The organism is Actinomyces ihuae (assembly GCF_001457875.1).
In the GTDB taxonomy this organism is placed as follows: domain Bacteria; phylum Actinomycetota; class Actinomycetes; order Actinomycetales; family Actinomycetaceae; genus Pauljensenia; species Pauljensenia radingae_A.
Map to the genome: position 1 here is coordinate 535,603 of NZ_CZPX01000005.1, position 14,434 is coordinate 550,036.

At 57.7% G+C, this 14,434-nt stretch carries 14 protein-coding genes and 1 CRISPR repeat array; of the genes, 3 read left to right on the forward strand and 11 right to left on the reverse strand.

What is annotated here, in order from left to right:
- The first annotated feature begins 48 nt into the window (after positions 1 to 48).
- Positions 49 to 336 (forward strand): WXG100 family type VII secretion target, encoded by a 288-nt coding sequence (locus BN3002_RS07030; RefSeq protein WP_058237260.1) that lies wholly within the window; start codon positions 49 to 51, stop codon positions 334 to 336.
- A gap of 126 nt (positions 337 to 462) precedes the next feature.
- Here BN3002_RS07030 and groL read toward each other — a convergent pair whose 3' ends face one another.
- From groL to BN3002_RS07045, 4 genes are all read right to left on the reverse strand, one after another.
- Positions 463 to 2,085: a chaperonin GroEL gene (groL, locus tag BN3002_RS07035; protein ID WP_058237261.1), complete on the reverse strand. Its 1,623-nt coding sequence runs from the start codon at positions 2,083 to 2,085 to the stop codon at positions 463 to 465.
- 289 nt (positions 2,086 to 2,374) lie between these two features.
- Positions 2,375 to 3,211 (reverse strand): glutathione S-transferase C-terminal domain-containing protein, encoded by an 837-nt coding sequence (locus BN3002_RS07040; RefSeq protein WP_257525567.1) that lies wholly within the window; start codon positions 3,209 to 3,211, stop codon positions 2,375 to 2,377.
- A gap of 100 nt (positions 3,212 to 3,311) precedes the next feature.
- A complete protein-coding gene (locus BN3002_RS11150) occupies positions 3,312 to 3,449 on the reverse strand; it encodes a hypothetical protein (protein WP_157843523.1) in 138 nt (45 codons plus the stop codon).
- 28 nt (positions 3,450 to 3,477) lie between these two features.
- On the reverse strand, positions 3,478 to 4,101 hold the full coding sequence (locus tag BN3002_RS07045) for a LytR C-terminal domain-containing protein (RefSeq protein ID WP_082628586.1): 624 nt from the start codon (positions 4,099 to 4,101) through the stop codon (positions 3,478 to 3,480).
- A 146-nt stretch (positions 4,102 to 4,247) separates the two neighbouring features.
- Between BN3002_RS07045 and BN3002_RS07050 the strand changes: the two genes are divergently transcribed.
- Positions 4,248 to 4,943: a uracil-DNA glycosylase gene (locus BN3002_RS07050; RefSeq protein ID WP_082628587.1), complete on the forward strand. Its 696-nt coding sequence runs from the start codon at positions 4,248 to 4,250 to the stop codon at positions 4,941 to 4,943.
- A gap of 490 nt (positions 4,944 to 5,433) precedes the next feature.
- Entirely contained in the window at positions 5,434 to 5,826 is a 393-nt protein-coding gene (locus BN3002_RS07055; protein ID WP_058237264.1) for a hypothetical protein, read from the forward strand.
- Positions 5,827 to 6,423: 597 nt separating this feature from the next.
- Positions 6,424 to 8,160: direct repeats of the CRISPR family, unit length 28 nt; unit sequence GGCTCATCCCCGCTGACGCGGGGCTTAC.
- 96 nt (positions 8,161 to 8,256) lie between these two features.
- On the opposite strand, the gene cas2e is transcribed toward BN3002_RS07055, so the two are convergent.
- From cas2e to casA, 7 genes are all read right to left on the reverse strand, one after another.
- Complete coding sequence (gene cas2e, locus BN3002_RS10770) at positions 8,257 to 8,592, reverse strand: type I-E CRISPR-associated endoribonuclease Cas2e (RefSeq protein ID WP_257525683.1); 336 nt, start codon at positions 8,590 to 8,592, stop codon at positions 8,257 to 8,259.
- Positions 8,592 to 9,536: a type I-E CRISPR-associated endonuclease Cas1e gene (gene cas1e, locus BN3002_RS07060; RefSeq protein WP_257525568.1), complete on the reverse strand. Its 945-nt coding sequence runs from the start codon at positions 9,534 to 9,536 to the stop codon at positions 8,592 to 8,594. Before cas1e ends, cas2e begins: the two co-directional genes overlap by 1 nt.
- A 2-nt stretch (positions 9,537 to 9,538) precedes the next feature.
- On the reverse strand, positions 9,539 to 10,222 hold the full coding sequence (cas6e, locus tag BN3002_RS07065; protein WP_058237266.1) for a type I-E CRISPR-associated protein Cas6/Cse3/CasE: 684 nt from the start codon (positions 10,220 to 10,222) through the stop codon (positions 9,539 to 9,541).
- Positions 10,219 to 10,899, reverse strand: coding sequence for a type I-E CRISPR-associated protein Cas5/CasD (gene cas5e / locus BN3002_RS07070; RefSeq protein WP_058237267.1), 681 nt, complete (start codon positions 10,897 to 10,899; stop codon positions 10,219 to 10,221). The genes cas6e and cas5e overlap by 4 nt, the downstream gene beginning before the upstream one ends.
- 22 nt (positions 10,900 to 10,921) lie before the next feature.
- Positions 10,922 to 12,070 (reverse strand): type I-E CRISPR-associated protein Cas7/Cse4/CasC, encoded by a 1,149-nt coding sequence (cas7e, locus tag BN3002_RS07075; protein WP_058237268.1) that lies wholly within the window; start codon positions 12,068 to 12,070, stop codon positions 10,922 to 10,924.
- A gap of 77 nt (positions 12,071 to 12,147) precedes the next feature.
- Positions 12,148 to 12,717, reverse strand: a complete 570-nt coding sequence (gene casB, locus BN3002_RS07080) for a type I-E CRISPR-associated protein Cse2/CasB (protein ID WP_257525569.1) — start codon at positions 12,715 to 12,717, stop codon at positions 12,148 to 12,150.
- Between the two features lie 64 nt (positions 12,718 to 12,781).
- Positions 12,782 to 14,434: a type I-E CRISPR-associated protein Cse1/CasA gene (casA, locus tag BN3002_RS07085; RefSeq protein WP_058237270.1), complete on the reverse strand. Its 1,653-nt coding sequence runs from the start codon at positions 14,432 to 14,434 to the stop codon at positions 12,782 to 12,784.

Genomic DNA, 14,434 nt, shown 5'->3' on the forward strand with positions numbered 1-14,434 from the left:
GTGTGACGAGCCCACCGCGGGTTCGCGCAACCGAAAGGATGATCCCCGATGGCAACATATAACGTCGACTCAGATCTAGTTGCTGCATCTGCAGCCAATATCGGCGCCACAGCCGAACGTATTCGAACAGAAGTGGCATCCATGATGGCTGATCTTCTGGCCCTGCAGGACACATGGACGGGAGTTGCGTCAGCTAATTTCGCTGAGCTGACCGCCTCCTGGCGCGCAACTCAAACGCAGGTTGAATCGTCATTGGATTCGATCAGCACGCAGCTATCCGCTGCTGCCAACGTCTACGCTGATGCCGAGTCGCAGACCGTGTCGTTGTTCGCGTAAGTGACGATGTCGCGAACATGCGAGGAAGCCCCGCCGAGCACGTGTGCTCAACGGGACTTCCTCGCGCTTAACTGGATATGCGGTCAGCGCCTTCCAGTCAATTGGTGTCTGTAGGTCAGATTCGGCTTAGTACATTCCGCCCATGTCATCGCCACCGGCAGCGGGCGCTGCTGGCGGTTCTGGCTTGTCGGCCACAACGGCCTCAGTGGTCAGGAACATTCCGGCGATGGATGCTGCGTTCTGCAGTGCGGAACGAGTCACCTTGACCGGGTCGGAGATTCCTTCAGCCATCAGGTCACCGTATTCGCCGCTGTCAGCGTTCAGGCCTTCGCCCGGCTTCATGGAGGACACGCGATCCACCACGACGCCGCCTTCGAGTCCGGCGTTCTCAGCGATCTGCTTGATAGGAGCTGCAACAGCCAGGCGCACAATGCCCACGCCTGTTGCCACGTCGCCTTCGACCTTGAGGTCGTCCAGCGCTGCGTGTGCGGCGTGGAGCAGTGCCACACCACCACCGGCCACGATGCCTTCTTCAGAGGCTGCGCGGGCGTTACGGATAGCATCTTCGATGCGGTGCTTACGCTCCTTCAGCTCAACCTCGGTTGCGGCGCCGGACTTGATAACGGCGACACCACCGGAAAGCTTGGCGAGGCGTTCTTGCAGCTTCTCGCGGTCGTAATCGGAATCGGTGTTCTCGATCTCGGTCTTGATCTGGCGGATGCGACCATCGATGGCGTCCTTTTCACCGGCGCCGTCCACAATGGTGGTCTCGTCCTTGGTGACGACAACCTTGCGGGCGCGACCCAGCAGTTCCAGATCGGCGTTCTCGAGGGAAAGGCCAACGGTCTCGGAGATGACCTGGCCGCCGGTCAGGATGGCCATATCCTGCAGCATTGCCTTGCGGCGATCGCCAAAGCCGGGAGCCTTGACGGCCACTGACTTGAAGGTTCCGCGGATCTTGTTGACGACCAGTGTAGCCAGCGCTTCACCTTCGATGTCCTCAGCAACAATCAGCAGGGACTTGCCGGACTGCATGACCTTCTCAAGCAGGGGCAGCAGATCCTTGACATTGGAGATCTTGGATTCCATGAGCAGAACGTAAGGGTCCTCAAGGACTGCTTCCTGACGCTCAGTGTCGGTGACGAAGTACGCGGACAGGTAGCCCTTGTCGAAACGCATGCCTTCGGTGGTCTCCAAGGTGGTGTCGAAGGAATTGGTCTCTTCAACAGTCACAACACCTTCGGCTCCGACCTTTTCGAACGCTTCAGCGATGAGCTTGCCGATGGCCGGATCATTTGCCGAGATCGACGCGGTTGCAGCGATCTGGTCGGTGGTTTCGATCGGCTTGGCGTCCTTGTGCAGCTGCTCAACGATTGCTTCAACTGCCTGGTCGATGCCGCGCTTGATTCCAATCGGGTTGGCGCCGGCTGCGACGTTACGCAAACCTTCGTGTACGAGTGCCTGGGCAAGAACGGTTGCGGTCGTGGTGCCATCACCGGCGACGTCATCGGTCTTCTTGGCAACTTCCTTCACCAGTTCGGCGCCGATGCGCTCGAACGGATCTTCGAGGTCGATTTCCTTGGCGACAGACACGCCGTCTTTGGTGATCGTGGGAGCTCCCCACTTCTTGTCGAGGACAACGTTGCGGCCCTTGGGGCCAAGCGTGACCTTGACGGTGTCAGCCAGAAGATTCAGACCGCGCTCCATGCCACGGCGCGCTTCCTCATCAAAATGAATGAGCTTGGACATGCTATGTATATTCCTTCCGCATTGCGGATCGTAGGGACGGTGCCCGCGACGGACGATTCCACTGGCAACGTTCTTGTCTCGTTGCCGGTGTAACCTCACCAGCCCTAAGGTCTTTTATCACTCTGCCTTGGCGAGTGCTAATCCAATTTTGGCACTCTCGACCCGAGAGTGCAAGGCGGGCATAGTCGCTCATAGCGAACAGTCATGAAGCGGGTTGTACCGGCGGATAGCCCGTCCAGCGGCCACCTTGCCCGGCAGCTGTGACCGACAGTGCTGAGCTGCGCGTTCTTTAACATTCAGTCAATGCGGGAGGGCGCTCGTCTTCTCGCACAGGGCCAGGCGCTGTTCCTTGTCCGAACGGTTGGCCGCCCAGCTGCTCGCGATCATGTTCTTCCAGAAGGTACGACAGATCCGGTCCCACAGGAACAACGCGGGTGGGGTTGATTTCCTCGTGCACGATGTAGTAGTGCTCTTTGATCTGTTGGATGTCCACCGTGTCACCGAAACCCGGTGTTTGGAACAGGTCCTGCAGGTAGGCACGCGGTACCGGCATGTCACGGATCATCATCCGATTGGCTTTGAAGTGCCCGAAATAGACTGCATCGAAACGCACAAGGGTGGTGAACAGTCGCACGTCAGCCAGCGTGATGTGGTCACCGACCAGGTAGCGGCGGGAGGTGAGCCGATCACTGACCCAGTCCATTGCGCGCCACAGATCTCGATAGGCGTCCTCGTAGCTGGATTGGTCAGCGGCGAAACCGCACCGATAGACACCGTTGTTGATGTTCGGGTAGACCTCGTCGTTGACGGCTTCGATTTCGTCCACCAACGACTCTGGATACAGGTCCGCAGCGCCGTCACGCTGCACGCCTGACCACTGTGTGCACATGTCGATGGTCATCTGGTTAAAGTCATTGGTCACCACGGCACCACTGGGGACATCCACAATCGCGGGGACGGTGATCCCTTTCGGATAGTCGGGCACGCGCGCAAAGTATGCGTCCTGGAGGCGCTCGATGCCAAGCACCGGATCACGGTTGTCGGGGTACATCCCACTGTAGTTCCATGACCGGGCATCGTGGGTGGGGCCTGCCAGACTCAGTGTCAGAGCGTCCTCCAGACCCATGAGTCAGCGGATGATGACAGCGCGGTGTGCCCACGGGCAAGCTCGGGCGGCCATGAGGCGGTAGCGGCCAGATTCGACCGGCCACAACATGTTCCCCACTTCACGTGCATCGCCTGATCGCGGTTGCGGAGCGGATCCTGGCGGGATCGACGACAATCCTGTCAGTAATGTAGGCGATGTCGCGTACGTACTCACCTTCGGTTGCGGCGTTGTGAGCTTTCTGAGCGTCGTCAGCCATATTTCCGCCTCTTCTTGAGGGGCTCCTCTTATCTGAGCAGGACGACCACGTCGTAGTCACCGACATCATCGAAGTTCTCGCGAACCTCGTCAATTCCCAGGACTCGGGCGATTTCGTGGGCGGATTTTTCGATCTGCGGATCGGCGTAGTACACCACAGAAACGTCGGAGACCCAACCTTCTGCGTTCTCAGCGATAGTTCCGGGGAATCCTGCCTCGTTCAGCGCTGCGGATTTTTCGGCCGCAAGCCCCTCGATACCCGTGCCGTTGAGGACGCCGATCTTGACATGCTTGTCGATGATTTCTTCAGTTGGCTCATCTCCGGACGATTGAGTTTCTTCGCCCGATACCTGTGTGTCGGTTGAGCCAGTTCCCGAAGCTTCTGGCTTCTCATCTGCCTGCTCGCCCGATTGCACATCGCCCGAGGGGGGCGCGACCGACTGTGCGACCGACTGAGTCGAATCGGACTGTGACGGCGTGATTCCTGCATTGGTGAGGACTCGCGCGAGACCCCATCCGAGCAGCGGGATAACGATGAGAAGAATCAAGAACGGCGCGACTGAGCGCCATTTCGAGGGCTGGGCGCGGTGCATACCGACCGGCATATCTTCGCCAGCTCGATCAAATTCATCCTTCGGATACTGTGAGCTCACGCGCTTAGACTATCTGTAACTGTCACTTTTGTGCGGCCAATCGGCCGGGTGTCGCATCGGCAGCGCCGGTTACGGCTGTCTCAACATACCGCTCAGACCGCGGCTCGAAGGACACCCTCGTCAATAAGACGGGATACGCTAGGTACGTGAGCGAAATTGAAGGCGGCACCGGCCCGCGACCATTGAGTGAGCTGCTTGATCCGGGATGGGCGCGGGCGCTGGCTCCGGTTGAAGAGCGCGTGCATGAGCTTGGACAGATGTTGCGCTCGGAGATTCAATCTGGTCACGGGTACTTTCCTGCCGGACGGGACGTGTTGCGCGCGTTCACATATCCGTTTGATGAGGTCAAGGTGCTCGTCGTCGGCCAGGATCCCTATCCGACACCCGGGCACGCCATGGGGCTGTCGTTTTCTGTTGCTCCCGGGGTTCGCCCGCCTCGCTCCTTGGAGAATATCTTCACTGAGTTGGTGGAGGATCTGGGTGTGCCTCGTCCGACCAGCGGTGATTTGACTCCCTGGTCACGCGAGGGAGTGTGCCTGCTGAACCGCGTCCTTACTGTGCGCCCTGGCGCGCCGGCTTCGCATCGTGGCCGCGGCTGGGAAGAGGTGACGGATTGCGCGATCGATGCTCTTATTGGACGAGGGAGGCCTCTGGTCGCTGTTTTATGGGGTCGCGATGCTCAGGGACTGAAGCCGCGACTGGGTGCAACACCTGTGGTGGAGTCTGCTCATCCGTCGCCGCTTTCTGCTCGTCGCGGGTTCTTCGGTTCGCGGCCGTTTTCGCGTGTCAATGCGCTGCTGCAGTCTCAGGGCGCGGAGCCGGTCAACTGGCAGTTGCCGTAGGAATCTTAGGGGTCACTCTTTCAGGCGGGCCCGCTGGCCGCGGATGCAGATAGCGGCGCAGAGGCCGGCAATCTGAAAGCGGACTTTCGAGGACGGGTTGGTCGCAATTAGGCAGAACTCTGCTCTCACGGCCGTGCTGACCCCTGAAAGTTGGACAGTTATGTGTTCAGTCGTGAGTGCGAGGAGTCAGTTCATTCAAAACGGCAGGAGATACGAGCGCGTCGCTTTTACTCTTTGCTCTTGTCGTATGTTGCGTTGGCGATGTGGAGATTCGCGAGGAAGCGAGGGATCAGACTGAGCCTTTGCCAATTGGCGGAGGCTAGCCCCGTAGCGGCATACCTGATTCGGCAGCATCCCCTGGCAGCCAGCAGTAGCCGCCTTGTATCCACTTCGTACCAGTTCCCGGTCCGGCCTGTGGTAATGTACCGCGGGACGCTGTTGACGCGCCCATACGCATCGTACTAGCAGATAAAGAAACCGAGGACACGCGGTGAAACGTTACGCACTACCACTTCTGACACTTGCAGCAGCTTTGACACTCACTGCGTGTGGCGGAAGCAATGCCGCCGAAGGCGACAAGACAGCGTGCGGGCTGTACAAAGAGGCCGTTGATATCTTCGCCACCATCGAGGATCGCTCGGCGCCGAATGAGGACGCACTGTCGCAGATCACCGACAAGCTCAATAATGCGGAACAAGCAGCGGAAGATCTTCACCTCCAGGACAAGCTCGTGCGGACAAGAAACAACATTGAAAAGTTCGGCGAAACCCAGAATCCTGGCATGCTTGACTCATTTGCCTCCCAGACAACCGGAATTGTCGAAATGTGCCAAGAGCTCGGTGTCACAGTTAAGCTGACTGGGGACCTCCAGCCGTCCAGGTGATCGACACAGGACAGCACTTTGGCGCGTTTCTTAAGGTGTAGTCAAGGCGTCACCAACAAGCGCATCTGCTGTTCACTGCGATAGACGCAATTCCTCTGAAAACGAATGCGTCGAGCATTCACCGAAACTATGGAGATTCCGGGTTAATGCCCGGATTTCTACTGCCCACTTCAGACATCATCGACGCGGGCAGTGTTTTACACTCGCATACAAGTGAGGCGCTCCGTTTGATACCCTTTTCTGGTAACTCTCGCAGCGCCTCGCTGCGTTTCCAGCGCGCCGTGTCTACCCACCCCCGCTGACGCGGGGCTTACCTCGCCACCTTTTTCCACGCTGATCTCGCCATGGGCTCATCCCCGCTGACGCGGGGCTTACCGCGGTCGATGAGTATAAGGCATCCCACGCGCGGGCTCATCCCCGCTGACGCGGGGCTTACTATTGCGTCTTCCTAGCCGACGGACTAAAATGAAATTACAAGCGGGAGCTGCGTGCGCGACCCCATGTGGTGCGTGTGGGGCTCCCGCTTCTATCTCACTCGAACGAGCGAAGATTCGCTTGTGAGTATGTACAATGGTGTTTTCTCAGCCCGACGGCTCGGGCTCATCCCCGCTGACGCGGGGCTTACCCTCATACACCGCGCCCGCTCAGACCACTACGGGGCTCATCCCCGCTGACGCGGGGCTTACGGGGCACGGTGTGCCCGCGCTATATCTCTATCGGGCTCATCCCCGCTGACGCGGGGCTTACCAGTACGTGGCCGCCCCGGATACTCACAAGGCGGGCTCATCCCCGCTGACGCGGGGCTTACATTCCTCTAGTTCCTTTCCCTTGCTGTGGTTTCGGCTCATCCCCGCTGACGCGGGGCTTACAGTAGCCAGGCCCAGTGATCGCAAACAGTGGCGGGCTCATCCCCGCTGACGCGGGGCTTACTAATTCCGAGCGGCTTCATTCCATCTAGTGAGGGGCTCATCCCCGCTGACGCGGGGCTTACTATATGAACCGGCTCACCGAAGTGTCAGATTCGGGCTCATCCCCGCTGACGCGGGGCTTACTGCATCGGCGGGTGCTTCACCGTCTTTAGCTAGGGCTCATCCCCGCTGACGCGGGGCTTACTACCCAGCGTAATTGAGGAATCATGTCATACCGGGCTCATCCCCGCTGACGCGGGGCTTACCCTAGCGGCTCTAACGCCAATTTCGCGTTGTTCGGCTCATCCCCGCTGACGCGGGGCTTACGAGAGCATGGACTTCACATTTCCAAACATCGACGGCTCATCCCCGCTGACGCGGGGCTTACTGCATCGGCGGGTGCTTCACCGTCTTTAGCTAGGGCTCATCCCCGCTGACGCGGGGCTTACTACCCAGCGTAATTGAGGAATCATGCCATACCGGGCTCATCCCCGCTGACGCGGGGCTTACCCTAGCGGCTCTAACGCCAATTTCGCGTTGTTCGGCTCATCCCCGCTGACGCGGGGCTTACCAAGTCGAGGGCGCAACCGCCGCGCGCCGAAAAGGCTCATCCCCGCTGACGCGGGGCTTACTCATCCAAAACTGGCGCGCATACTCAGCATTAGGGCTCATCCCCGCTGACGCGGGGCTTACGCATCGCCGTTTCTCCCACGGTATTTACTGCCCGGCTCATCCCCGCTGACGCGGGGCTTACTGACACTCGCGTATCGGAAGTTCCGAAGTTATGGGCTCATCCCCGCTGACGCGGGGCTTACTATCCTGTCCGCGCTCTCCACCACCAGGTTGTCGGCTCATCCCCGCTGACGCGGGGCTTACTTGACGTTTGACTACACGCCGTTGCGTCGCGCGGGCTCATCCCCGCTGACGCGGGGCTTACTGCCTGTTGCAATGGAGGTGTGCGGGCCGGAGAGGCTCATCCCCGCTGACGCGGGGCTTACACCCAGCTAGTGTTGCCCGTCAGATTAGCGACAGGCTCATCCCCGCTGACGCGGGGCTTACCCTCATGCGCCATGTGCTGCAGCACGGCACGAGGGCTCATCCCCGCTGACGCGGGGCTTACTGGAATACGCCCGGCGCGACGATACCAGCACTCGGCTCATCCCCGCTGACGCGGGGCTTACCCGCCCGCCTGGTTCATGTACTTGTCGTATAGGGGCTCATCCCCGCTGACGCGGGGCTTACCACGCGCTCATGATCGCCGGGTAAAATTGCGCGGGCTCATCCCCGCTGACGCGGGGCTTACGCGACCTTCTGCCGCCACGCCGACAACTCCGGGGGCTCATCCCCGCTGACGCGGGGCTTACGTCTGGTCTGGTCGTTCCGTCTGGAACCGCCACTGGCTCATCCCCGCTGACGCGGGGCTTACCGTCCCTGACCAGCATATTTGGTCAGGAAAAGTGCAATCTAGATGCGACTTGACGCTCGCCTGATACCAGAATAACAGCTTGCAGGGGAAACGCAGTCACCGCAGCCCTTTGCGATTAAACCGCGCTTTGCTCCATCCTGTGCGCCGATTAAACTTTTCTCCAATCTTCGGCCTTTGAATCAGAGTTAGGCCATCAAAATCGACAGGTTCCCACTCACTTCGATGCGTGCGAAACTCAAGACCTTGTTCATTGTTTGAGTTATAAACCAAGATTGCGCGGCCGTCCCGTACAAGCTCAATCGTTCGTTCCCATATCAAGTCTCTGATTCGAGCTGACGGTCTTCCAACAAATACTCCAGATGAAAGTTCCATCAGCCACTTCGTGAGATCTCCCCGTAACCCTGCTGGACATGCGCTCACTACCAAAACCATCACAGGACACCAACCTCATCTCTTGATGCCCAATTGATCCCAGCCGCATACTCCTCAAGTTCACTCCAAAGCATCAGTTCAGCGTCGTATGACGCAGCCTCTGGAACTTCCATAAGATCCATCAAGTCGCGAACCATCCGTTGCATAAGACGCGTTGAAACCACTTGATCGCGGACATATCGTCTGACTCTACTGCCCCACTGATCTTCCTCAGCGGCAACACAATCAAAAGCAGCAGGAATTGATATTTCGGCCTTATACAAATCTGCAATGTCGTACACCAGGCTGCGATCAGTCCCCGTGTGCACTATCCCAAGAGACGGAATAAACCCCAGAGCTACGATCACCGCATGCGTGATTCCATACAACGCAGCATTAGCAGCAGTTAGCGCCTGATTTACCGCATCCGAATCTTCAAAAACCTCCGGATTGTATGATCTCTTTCCCCATTCCACTCCTGTTCTTTCGGACTCCTCAGCATAGATCCGCTTCATCCGAGCGCCTTCGCGCCCTCTCAGCTGTCCCATTGTGAGGAGCGAAACGTCTTCTCCAGGAAAACGCATCTGATACATTTTGCGAGCACATTGCAATCGTGACCGTTGGTTGGTCACAATCCGCGCCTGCGCCTGAGCCATTCGCGAGCTTTTCGCCGGAGGACGCCCGCATGCATAAAAACGGACGCCCTTTTCGCCCACCCAAACTATGGAAACTCCCGAATCCCCAAGAAGCGCTACTCCTGCATGGGTAATACGCGTTCCCGGGCCCAAGAGCAGAGCAGCTAGAGTCGTTGCCGGCACATGAACGACTCCGTTCTGATCCATAATCGTCAACGCATTGCCGTCCCGGTTAACGGTGGCATGTTCGACATACAGGAACGAGATACGCTGCTCTGCCCGTGCGACTTCCTGCCGCTCAATCGGGATCTGACTAGCGGTCGGAGCCACGGTTACTGCCTCGAATGAGCCAGAGTCAACAGCCCGCATCCATAAGCCCGTGACCGTCCAAGACCGCTGACCAACGTCTTGCAGAGCAGCTCAGGATCTGCCACAACGAGGTTCCCCTGAAAGCGAGCTGTATGGATAGTCACCGGGCGGCTTCCCCTCTCTTTTCTGAAAACAAGCCGCTTGCGTTCTATGACCTGAACCGCCACTTCCGACAAATCATCATTGGACAACGCGGGCGAATTCAAGAGAAAACCGCTGCTCTTACTCTTTTCCCGAAGCCACTCCAATTGCTGGTCAGCGGTAACGTGAGGCAATACCTTACCGCGCTTCCCTCGCTCTTGGGCAACAGACTTCACAGGACTGGCAACCAGCTCAAAGTGCCACTGCTGGCCTTTCCGCAAGCCACGCAAAAGCTGCGAATAATCCGCCGTCTGAGCAGGTCGCGTATCCCACCCCGCCTGTTCAACGATACTCAGCGCATCAGGCTTTTCCGGCCCGACAATGTAAAGAGTGTATTCCTGCCCACGGTGATCAACCCGCCACAGGATTCTTCCCTCCGCACTGCTTTGATCAGTATCAGGCGGAAACACACCGAGAACCGCAGCATGCAACGCTTCCGGATTTGACAGGAGTTTTCTCCCACCACGCTTGAACGGATTAAGCAAGATCTTGGTGAACGTGGTCATCCTGCCACCACCGCCTCAAAATACGGGTCATCCGCTCGGCCATCTGGATTCTCAAATGGAGCTCCGCCTTCATCGCCAACAATTTCTCGCCATGAATACCTCCGATGTTCCTGTGAAAACGACACGGGAACATCCTGAGCCGCCAGACCAGATTCGCCCGGCCGCGCATCCCGATAGATTGGCAAGATAACACGACGAGTTCGAACCAGTCGGTGAGAATAGGATGCATGCCAGGGCTCATTTTGCAGAGCTGTCACCGCATCAGTGTCCTGGATGCCGATCACAAGATCAGGAGAAACCGGACACGAGCGCCGTCCCAGGTAAAGCATGTACCGAGGATTGTTCAACGCCTGCTCGATTGATTCGAGAAATTCCCTATTCGGACTCTGAATGGCAGCCACAAACACTGCGTCCGCGAGGTAGTACCTCGTTACTAAGTTCGTAGCTTTCCCAGCTCGCCAGTCCTGAGAGGTCTGATAGTCACGCAGCAAAGTGCCCGGTTGATCCACGCGAACCGCGAAAAAAAGATCAGCAAGATCTTCCAGCGGATCCGTGCGCCGACGTCCCTGCGCTGACGCAATCATCCCCAGTACGCCTGACTTGGTTGGCATTGCGTCAGTTGCACGTTGCTTGTAGCGACTGGTTGTCCCCCATGACTGCATCGGCCCCCTCAGCATCAGGAGAAGACTATGCAACACTTTACTTCTCCCCCTCTGTAATGGCGGTGCTCAACAATCCTCCAAGTTCAGGCAACGTTGTTTCGGTTGCCAATCCCTCGAAGGGGCGGCGCAGAGCTCCCAGACCGATCACGAAAGCGGCTTCAGGTACGAATCCATACTGTTCTTGGATCTCACGAGCTTCATCGGCCAGACGGTGAGCACCTTCCTGGCGACGGCCCTCCTCGTTGGTTCCGTGAACAGGCTCTTCAAATGCGTTCACCAGCGAAATCGAGCGCGATTTACGCACCACGAGGTAGACCAGCTCCGGCAAAGTGTTGTTGGCGAATGTGTTTTGTTTGCCTGTCGGCAGGCTCTCGATGAATGCCTGGACAAATGCGACCGTCGCTTTCCTCGCAGCTTCCGCATCACCGAGGTTCTCCGTCAGAAGATCGAAGTTCACGGTGGCGAAGCGGTACAGAGTGGAGGACATCATCTGAACAGTTCCGATCATGCCGGCACCGGTTTCCAGCTCATCTTCTCGCAGATCGTCCACTGCGGTGAAGTAATCGAATTCTGGTTCGGATTCATGGATGCCGATGGCGTGGGCAACCTGAACTGATGCGTCAACGTTGTAGTTCGGAGCATCTGCCACCATTCGGCCGAACATCGCGATATCAACTGAGTGATCTGAATTCAGCAGTTCCTTGGCCTGTTTCTTGGCTATTTTTGCCCCGTCAGCTTCAATGATTGCCTGAGCTGTATGAAGTATCTGGCGAGGACTCAGGAAAAGAAGGTACCTAGTTTGAGCTGCGGTGCTCTGCGTCTCCTCCGTCTCTTCGCCCTTAACTTTGCTCTTTTTCGCCTTGGGCTCAGCCAGTTTGATCCCAGCCGTCGTGAAGAGTCCTGTTGTCTCCTTGGCGGCGCGCTCCTCGTCCCACGCGCCCGACTCATCAAGTTCAAGAATCCTGCTCACGACGAGGTCGACCACGCGCTTGGTGCGAAAACCAACGGGCTGGTCCTGAATGGTTGTTTCGAAGTACTTGCGAATTGCACGCTTCCACGATTGCGATGACACGCGTTGGCGCGGCACGCCGCCGAAGATGGCCGACTTAGGTGCGCCGGTATCGTCTCGGTTGATCAAGCTTGGGGGCAGAGACTGCAGTGCGTGGATATCGATGGTAAGTGACATGATGGTTCCTTTCGATGATGGTGATCTGTTTACTTCAGTGTTGAATTCTGCAAAAAAGATGTGACTGTTGAAACGTGTCAGGATTCTTTGGAAGGTGTACGTGGCATTGCGAAGTCACGCCCCCACCGCATGAGCACGCCTGAGCGGTGCTCCGGGTGGGACAACTTGCGCAAGTCATCCGCGAAAGCACCGTAATCGAACGCCAAGTCCGCGCTGCGCAGTAACGAAATCATTGACCGAAGCTGAATCATTCGAGATCGGTCCGAACGGGCAAGAAGGAGTGCGTCAAATCGCGGCTTGATGGATTTCGAGTCACTAAGTCTGAAGAAAGCTCCGCAGGCACGAGCGAAAGAAGCGCCTTGCTCATGCATCGGCTTGGTAGCTCCCTGCATGTGTAATGCGAACAGAGTCAGAGCGTGGAAAGCAGCCGTCTCGGACGGCGACGGCGCGTCGCCTCGCCCCAGTTCCCGTTCGCTGAGCGGAGGCTGCAGTTCCTGCAGAACGAGCTGGAGCCCAAGGGGATCATCAAGCGGCATCTGGCCTGCTCGTCGGCGCAGTTCGGCAAGCGTCTGCCGCGCATGCGCAGAGGCCTGGTCATCTGCACGGCTGAGCACGCATTGCTGCAGATACTTCGTCGTTTCTCTCACGCTTACGCGAAGCATAGGTCGGGATTCATCGGGCAACTTGTCACCAGTTACAAGTCTTTGTGGTTCAAGCATTGTTTCCTTCCTTCGGTATGTGGGTTCTGGGCAAAACTTCATTCAGCTTGTGCTGGAGCCACGCATAGGCTGTTCCAGCTGATTGGATTCTCGATGGCGACTCATCGTCACCTTGTGATAGAGGCCTTCCGACCAAGGCTCTGGGGCCTGCCCCCTCAAGGGCGATGCGGGCTTCACGAGTAACTTCCCTGCGAACTTTGAGCTGCCACTGTCGGCACAGGTCAGAAAATCGTTCAGCATCAAAGTCTTTTAGCCACTGCTTGAATTCCGGTTCAAGGCGTGCAAGAAGCATGTCTGTTGGCGCTAGTTGGAACGAGCATTCTCCTCCTGCGGCGACCAAGAGCTGACCGCAGAAACTGCCCAGTGCGCTCGCAGCATCATTCGTGGCTTGCGCGGTGTCAAGCAAAGCCCGACGTTCTGCACGCGCGCCTTCTTTCAAGAGGTCGACAGGGACATCTAGCTGAGTTGAAAGAGTCGTTTCAAGCACCGACGAATTTGTCCCATATTCAACCGCAACCAATTGAATATCGAGCCAGTCGAAGACGTTTTCTCCTCTCAGCTCACTGGATAGCTTTGCAACTTGGTCGATGTTTTGGGGACGCTTGGCGGTGTGCCCCTCGACAGTGCCCGGGTCGCCCTCGACAATCATGAGGGGTTCGAGCGAACGCCACATTGTCCGCGAGGTATCCCAGGGCTTCGGGTAAAAGACCGGGCGGTCCGTTTTGGACTTGTTTTTGCTGTAACGGTACGGCGTCATCGGGTCGCCCCAGACATTTGCACCGGCGTCGGGGATCCGGTCGCCGTTGCTGACAAGAACTTCGGTAACTCGGTCCCCTTCGCAGAACAGGCGCACGCGGCGCGACTGCCATGTGGCAAGATCAGCAGGCCCAGAAGGCTGCGGATGGGGTCGCTCCGCGGGCCCATCCGGTGTTCGCTCCCATGGGACTGAATCGCCATCTGCTGTGATCGCATCAGCGATGGTATTCAGCAACAAGGTGTGGCGCAGCGACGGGCCGATAATCAGCGTGCCGCCGGTCCTCCCTGTCCACCCCGTACCGATCGGATGGCCCTTACCGTCCTTGACCCTGCTGTCGCCAACTGCTCCGGACTTGATTCCCGAGTAGTCGTAGGCCTGAAGGTAGATCAGCCATCTGGCCGCTTCAGCCAAGCTAATGGATTCGCGTCCTCCTCCGGCGCGCATGGTGAAGTAGTCGTTTTCTGCTTCTGGAATCATGCGCAAGAGCGGAAAATGAACGTTCTTCGATGTATGCAGGTCAGCTACCTGCATAAATGGCGCTTTGGCGTCAAGAAGGTCGAACCGTTCGTCGAATCCTGCCAGGTAGTCAAGGACGACGTCATCTGCGTGACCACTTTTTGCAAGATTCCACTGCGTTTCAAACCATCCAACGTACTCGAAAGCTGTGCCGGCGCCCCTGGATCGATTTCGAGCGTGCGCCCTCCATAGGATCGCCAGAAGCAGACGGGTAATTGCATAGTCCTGCGCAGGTGATTCTCCTCTGATAATGCGTAGGTTGCGAGAATCGGAAAAAACATCGCGAATACTGACTTCGTGGATGTCCCCATCAGTGCTTTGACAACGAATCCACGGCTCAGTCAGCAATGAAAATGAGTGTAAAGATGTCAC